This window comes from Streptomyces sp. NPDC051172 (assembly GCF_040682555.1).
In the GTDB taxonomy this organism is placed as follows: domain Bacteria; phylum Actinomycetota; class Actinomycetes; order Streptomycetales; family Streptomycetaceae; genus Streptomyces.
This window is the reverse complement of sequence record NZ_JBFBBE010000049.1, coordinates 1-6313: the sequence shown is the minus strand read 5'-3', so window position 1 is coordinate 6313 and position 6313 is coordinate 1. Positions and strand designations below refer to the sequence as shown.

Sequence of the window (6313 nt, the reverse complement as noted above, 5' to 3'; positions counted from 1 at the left end):
GGCTTTTTGTTTTGTTTTGTTTTTGTAGGATTGGCTCGTGCTGCGCGCGCGTTTTGCCCCCGTGCAGGTGTCCTTGTGTGTGGGGGGGGGGGGGGGGGGGGGGGGGGGGGGGGGCGCCGCCGCGCCCCCCCGCCCCCCCCCCAGGCCGGGGTGACCGGGGGTCCAGGTCAGGCGACGTTGGTGGTGCAGGCGCCGCAGGTGGACCCGCAGTTGTCGTCGGTCAGGTTGACCAAGCCCGCCGGGTCGGCGATCTCGACGAGGGAGACGTCCAGGTCGAAGCCGTCCGATGCCCCAGGGATGTGCGGGCGTACTTCGGTGCGGCTGGGAACTACGGTGCTGCGCGTCATGCTTCAACTCCTCGTAATCGTTGTGGTGTTACTGGGCTGGAGCGCCCACCAGGTGCCGTCACGGGAGCGTTGCCAGACGGCTGCTCCCTGGACGGCTCCTGGCCGCCCAGCACGAGGGGACGTGCTCCGCGTAGGAAAGTCCTTGCGGGCTGCCTGCCTCACGCCGGGAAGTCATGTGCCGGGATTCTGATCAAGCGGATGCCGGTCGCCGCTCCATGAAGTAGGCGAGTGCCTGGGCCTTGAGACGATCGAGGCACGGCTCGCACGCGTAGAAGGGAGCGTGCTGCCCGTCCCACTGCACCGGGCCGAGCCAGATCACCAGGACTCCGGTACGCCCGCAGCCGAGCCAGCAATCACCGGTGATCCACGGCCACTCCATGGAAGGACATCTCCTTTCTCAGCTGGTCGGGATGGTCGATCTGGCGGCCTGGCAGTTGGGAGTGCAGGCCCAGGGCTGGAACGGCAGGCCCCGGTGGCGTATCTCGCCCAGCCGTCGACCACTCGCTCCCAGTGGCCGAGCGCAGAGGGCGCAGTCCATGGCCATCTGCTGGCGGGGCCGGAGTCGGGCAAGATCCGGAAGGGGCGAGGGTGCCGTGGCCGGGATGCTCACTTGCCGCCCTCGGTACGAAGTTCCGCCCAGACCTCTTTGCCCCAAGGGCATCTGCCCGAGCCGTGCAGGTCGTAGCCCCACCGGTCGGCGACGGTATCGACGAGGAGCAACCCGCGCCCCGACTCGTCGTCGTCAGCCGCCTGGCTGAGCATGGGCAGACGCGTTGGTTCCCGGTCCACGACCCCGACACGCAGTCGTGTCGCGCTCGGCCGCCCAACCGTGAGGCGGATCTCGGGACACGGAGTGTGCCTGGAGGCGTTCGCGATCAGCTCCGTGACGATCAGCGCGGCACGGTCGGCGAGGCCGTCTAGGTGCCACACACCGAGGACGTCTCGGACGAGTTCGCGGCCGAGTTCGGCCGTGGACGGCGCGCACGGGAAGGTCTGGCTGTACGTGGGGTGGCCGACAGAGAGGGCCTCAACTGGTGTTCTCAGACTCGTCATTGGGGTGGAGCCTTCGTGTCGTCTCGGCGCCCGGCCCGCCCCCGCGGGGGAACTTCAAGGGCGGACCGGGCCGTCAACAGCCGCCCGCACGGTGGGGCGCGGCGGGCGACCAGCACCCAGACAACTCCTTTTCCCAGCACGTTGGTTAGGACGTTCAGGTGCTCAGCCGACGCACCGACCTAGGGTGTTTTGACCTCTCCTTTACCTGGCGGGTGGGGATCGCGCGGACTACCGTGCCCGCATGGACACCACCCGCAACACCGTTCTTGAGGCGTGGATGACCGAACACGGCTACAGCTCCAACAGCCTCGCCGAGGCCGTGAACAGGGCCATTGAACGGTTGACCGGACGCCCTGGTGGACTCGACGGCTCGTCGATCCGAGCATGGAAGGCAGGCCGGGTCACGTGGCCAAAGTCAGCCGCCCGCAGGGCACTTGAGGACGTCACCGGACTACCCGCCATCGCCTTAGGGTTCGTGCCACGGAGCCGGCCTTCGTCCACCCCGGCCCCACCGCAGCAGGAGGACCCCGACATGAAGCGCCGCACCCTCGTCGGCAGCATCGCGGCGGCTGCCGCAGCAGCAGCCGCACCCGGCACCGCATCGCCGCGCCGTATCGGCATGAGCGACGTCAACCGCCTCAACAAGCGCTTCGCCGAGATCATCGCCAGCGACCACCGCCACGGCGGACAACTCGGCATCGAACAGCGGGCCGCCGCCCTCGCCGACGAGGCGCTCAACCTCCAGAACGCAGGCAGCGCCACCCAGCGCGTACGAAGCAACCTCTACGCCTCAGCAGCCGCCTTCCGCTCCTCCGCGATGTGGGCTGCCATCGACGGCCGGCGCTACGACGTTGCCAAGGCACACATGCGCGAGGCCCAGGCCCTCGCCGAGATGTCCGGCGACCAGGCGATCAAGTTCCGCATCTGGAGCCACGCGGGCACCATGTACCGCCACATGGGCCGCCCCGCCGACGCGTTCGCCGCCAACGACGTCGCCCGCAACCTGCACCTCACCCGCCGAGACCCCCTGTTCGCCTCCCTCGGCCTGGCCCGCCAGGGCGCCATCCACGGCACGGCACAGGACCGCACCGGCACGCGCCGGGCCTTCGAGCAGGCCCAGGACGCCATGCTGCGAGCCAACCCCGCCGACTACCGGCCGGTATGGATGCTCGCCTTCTACGACCAGGCCGAACTGGACTCCCTGGCCCTCTCCGCGCACCTGGCGCTCGGCGACTACTCCACCGCCGAGTACCACGCCCACCGCTGCCTGTCCGCCCTCCGACCTCACATGATCCGTTCCCGCGCCATCACCACCACCCGGCTCGCCCACGCCCAGCTCGCCCAGGGCGCTCCCGACGCCGCCACAGCCACCGCGATGAAGGTCCCCGCCGAAGCCGCCACCCAGCACGCCCGGGTCACGCGCATGCTGCAGGAGTTCGGGGCCGCACTCCGCGCCACCGCGCCGGCCAGTTCCACCGTGCAGACCTGGACCGAGCACACCGCCGCCTGGAGGATGGCCGCATGACCACGGCGCCCGCCATCGAACTGCGCACGTTTACCACCCTCGACACCGTCCGAGGCGACCTCCTCGACGTGTACGCCGACGTGCGCGCCCCGCTCCTCCACCTGCCGAACTACGCGGTCACCGCGTTCGGCGAACGCCTGGACCGACACAGCACTGAGCCGGGGTTCACGGCCGTCCTCGCGTACGCGGACGGCCATCCAGTCGGCTACGCCTACGGCAACACCATCGAGCACGGCGACCGCTACTGGCAGCGCACCAGCCCGACGCCGGCCGATAAGTACACCGAGCGCCCGGCCGTGGCCCTGAAGGAGATTGGCGTTCGGCCAGCCTGGCGGAAAACCGGCACCGCCCGGCGTATCCACGACGCCCTCCTTGCCATCCGCGACGAGCCGTATGTGACGTTGATGGTCAACCCGGCGGCCGGGGACGGAAAAGTCCACGCGCTCTACAAGTCGTGGGGGTACAAGGACATCGGACAGAGCCAACCGTCACCGGCCTCACCGGTCCTGACCGTGATGATCCGCGCCATCCGCTAATCGGAGCACCGCCACCCCTACAAAGCTGCATGATCATTGAAAGCACCCATGCGCTACCTTCCGTGCCAACGACGGAACATGACGAGGTCACACACCAACCGAACCATCCCAATACCGCCGAGGCGCCGCCCACCCCTCACGAGTCAAGTCATGCCGTAGACTGCTTCACCGCGTTCCCCACCAAGTCGGAGTGGATTGAGTGTGGTTGAGGCTCGCCATCTGAACCGCGCCGCCGCGCAACTCTTCTCACTCGAGGGACGACGCGAAGCGCCAGACATCGTCAATTTCGAAGATCTCAAGCCCTTCTGGAGAGCCTTGCGGAGTGAGATCTTGAATGATCTCGATCACTCCAGCTGGGGTCCTGGGTACGTCGAAATAGTAGAGCATCCGAAGAATCCGCTATCCGTACGCCCGATCGCGCGCTTCTCAATCAAGGATCGATTGATATATGACGCGCTAGCGGCTGTTGTGGCGGAATCGATTGAACCTCTCCTGTCGGACCGCGTATATAGCTACCGAGCTAATCGCCCGACCACCCACTCCATCCGCGCATGGGTGAAAATGCGGGAAAGAGCAAGAGTCAAGCTTCAGCAATCTGGCACCCGAATGGCCCGTACCGACATCACCTCATTCTATGAGCATATAGATCTGAGTATCTTGTCGATGGATCTGGATTCTATAGGTGTAGACGCGAAGACCATCGAGCGATTGCAATACTTCCTGAATCATTTCTCGCACCAGAGTCACGCCTGGGGGCTTCCGCAAGGGGCAACGGCATCTGGAATTTTGGCCAACACATACCTTCTACCAATTGACGAATGGTTGCTTCAAACGGAAATCGATTGGGTAAGGTATTCCGACGACATATATCTCTTCGATCGGGACGAAGAAGAACTCAGATCAATCCTACTCGGCACAAATAGGACGCTCCGAGCCCGCAAACTTTCCATGTCCTCCACAAAGACGGAGATTTTCACCAAAGAGGGTGCGGAAGATTTTCTGGACGACGCAGAAAAGGATCTGATCAGCTACTTCCTCGGCCTGGGGAAACCTTGGGCGAAAAAACTGCTACGAGACCTTTTCGTGCGCGCACTCACCCAAGAGTCACTAAACGAGCGCGACATCAAATTCTCTCTTCCACGTCTCGGCCGCATCAAAGATGATTCCGCTCTCGAGTGGGGCATGGATAACCTCAAGTCCCTGCATCACTTGTCGGAACAGATCCTTAGATACGCTGAGGCGCTACCCAGACACAGCAAGACGTTGGCGCAAACACTAGAGACACTTACTGACTCCATGCCGAACCGAGACTACCCGTACCTCGAAAGGAATATATTTCATAGTGCCCTCCGAAAAAATCTTGAATCTGCGGCGATCAAATCTCACGCATGGCGCGTACTACGGGATCACAACCGGCCTAACCTTCCCCGCGAGTTCGCCGCTAGATACATCGGTAGTTTCGCAAAGCCAGCCGATGGCCCACTTCTCAGGATGGAATACGAGAACGAGGGAAGCGAGCATGTCCGACGCGCGCTTCTCGTAGCCATGCACGAATCAGACTATATATCACCAACCCTTCTCCGTAATCTAACACGCTCCCCTTCACAACTTCGCTGGACAGCAGCCTATTTGCTTCGCAATCCCAGAATTCCGCACCCAAAGTAGTTGGTGGCCATGAAGAGACTTCTTTTCTATATAGCATTGTTGCTGGCATGCCTCATTGTCGCATTCACGCAACAGGGCAGCACTCTGGGCGATCTAGCAAGTGGCGGGGTGGTGGGATTCCTTCTGCCGGTCGCAGACGGGATGGCTTCCAATGCCACGGAGATACGGCACCGATGGTACTCATTTCGTTACGCTAAGTCTGAAATTCGCATTTCCGTCTCCTATTTATTTCGCATCAAGGTCGACGGCCGCTACCTACTCATCCAAGGGCATCGATTTCCCCAATTCCAGCCCGTTGGAGGAGTTTACAAGATAACCAGAAGTGGCCGAGCCTTCTTGAGTGGAATCGGCGCACAGGACGACGATCTCATACCCTTTGACTCTACAAGCAAAGACGACATACGCATTCGCATCAAGGGGAAGGAGCTGTCCAGATTCTATAGCTGGTTCGAATCACGAAAAGGGCGTGAGGATTCCCCTTGGAGAGAGTTTTACGAAGAACTCGTAGAAAATGGCCCACTCCCACACGGCGTGTTCCCTTATATATTTCACGACTACGTGCGGCGAGATATTGACCCCATTCGGTTCAGCGAGCATGCCAATTGCCTCGAAATCCTCGTTGCGGACATCTACGAGTTGCTCCCTACCGAGGATCAGCTTTCCGCTTTGCAAAGTCTGATAGCTACTCATCCTGATTCGATACAGTGGGTCACGGAAGATATGATTCGTCGACGTGGGGCTATTCCAGGCGCTCCTCAGAGATTCGACATAGCCCGCCATGCACAGCGCCTAATTCATTAGGAGGACGGCGTCCCATCAGCTCCAGTCTGCGTTGCAGCCCTCGACACGCGCAGGTGGAGATGGTCTGCAGGTGCCAGCCGACGGTCTCCCGCCCGTGTCCAGGGCCTGGGCAGCCAGATCCTGGCGGGTGATACCCCACGGAATTGCGGAGCCATGCAGACCATGTGCCTCTGTTCTGCGCTGCGGCGGACGCGTCGGCCGGGCTCGCATCATCGGTTGTACGCGCCCCGCGCGCGCCATCGCCGCCATGCGACTCGGAGCCGACTGGCACTGCTCCCTTGAACTGCGAAGGTGACTGCTCAGCAGGTCGTGTGACCTGCCGCTGATCGGATCGTTGGTCTGTTCGTGGGCCTGTCGAAGCGTCGTCCGTCGTACGACGATCTCGT

Annotated in this window: 7 protein-coding genes; 4 read left to right on the top strand and 3 right to left on the bottom strand. The window is 62.8% G+C overall.

Annotation, left to right across the window (positions count from 1 at the left end; genetic code table 11):
* Positions 1-167: 167 nt before the first annotated feature.
* From AB0N07_RS26980 to AB0N07_RS26970, 3 genes are all read right to left on the bottom strand, one after another.
* Positions 168-347: an FxLD family lanthipeptide gene (locus tag AB0N07_RS26980; RefSeq protein WP_030750825.1), complete on the bottom strand. Its 180-nt coding sequence runs from the start codon at positions 345-347 to the stop codon at positions 168-170.
* 190 nt (positions 348-537) lie between these two features.
* Complete coding sequence (locus AB0N07_RS26975) at positions 538-726, bottom strand: hypothetical protein (protein WP_019759144.1); 189 nt, start codon at positions 724-726, stop codon at positions 538-540.
* A 227-nt stretch (positions 727-953) separates the two neighbouring features.
* Positions 954-1400 (bottom strand): ATP-binding protein, encoded by a 447-nt coding sequence (locus AB0N07_RS26970; RefSeq protein WP_365839314.1) that lies wholly within the window; start codon positions 1398-1400, stop codon positions 954-956.
* 241 nt (positions 1401-1641) lie between these two features.
* Here AB0N07_RS26970 and AB0N07_RS26965 point away from each other — a divergent pair, with 241 nt between their 5' ends.
* The 4 genes from AB0N07_RS26965 to AB0N07_RS26950 all read left to right on the top strand — a co-directional run bounded on the left by AB0N07_RS26965 (position 1642) and on the right by AB0N07_RS26950 (position 5927).
* Entirely contained in the window at positions 1642-2925 is a 1284-nt protein-coding gene (locus tag AB0N07_RS26965; RefSeq protein WP_365839312.1) for an XRE family transcriptional regulator, read from the top strand.
* Positions 2922-3461, top strand: a complete 540-nt coding sequence (locus AB0N07_RS26960; RefSeq protein ID WP_365839310.1) for a GNAT family N-acetyltransferase — start codon at positions 2922-2924, stop codon at positions 3459-3461. Before AB0N07_RS26965 ends, AB0N07_RS26960 begins: the two co-directional genes overlap by 4 nt.
* Positions 3462-3662: 201 nt before the next feature.
* On the top strand, positions 3663-5126 hold the full coding sequence (locus AB0N07_RS26955) for an RNA-directed DNA polymerase (protein ID WP_365839308.1): 1464 nt from the start codon (positions 3663-3665) through the stop codon (positions 5124-5126).
* Between the two features lie 9 nt (positions 5127-5135).
* A complete protein-coding gene (locus tag AB0N07_RS26950; RefSeq protein WP_365839306.1) occupies positions 5136-5927 on the top strand; it encodes a hypothetical protein in 792 nt (263 codons plus the stop codon).
* The last annotated feature ends 386 nt before the right edge of the window (positions 5928-6313 follow it).

Bases quoted from the DNA above. Each gene is read 5' to 3' on its own strand.
- AB0N07_RS26960 (WP_365839310.1), top strand. From the start codon at position 2,922: ATGACCACGGCGCCCGCCATCGAACTGCGCACGTTTACCACCCTCGAC.
- AB0N07_RS26980 (WP_030750825.1), bottom strand. From the start codon at position 347: ATGACGCGCAGCACCGTAGTTCCCAGCCGCACCGAAGTACGCCCGCAC.
- AB0N07_RS26950 (WP_365839306.1), top strand. From the start codon at position 5,136: ATGAAGAGACTTCTTTTCTATATAGCATTGTTGCTGGCATGCCTCATT.
- AB0N07_RS26970 (WP_365839314.1), bottom strand. From the start codon at position 1,400: ATGACGAGTCTGAGAACACCAGTTGAGGCCCTCTCTGTCGGCCACCCC.
- AB0N07_RS26975 (WP_019759144.1), bottom strand. From the start codon at position 726: ATGGAGTGGCCGTGGATCACCGGTGATTGCTGGCTCGGCTGCGGGCGT.
- AB0N07_RS26965 (WP_365839312.1), top strand. From the start codon at position 1,642: ATGGACACCACCCGCAACACCGTTCTTGAGGCGTGGATGACCGAACAC.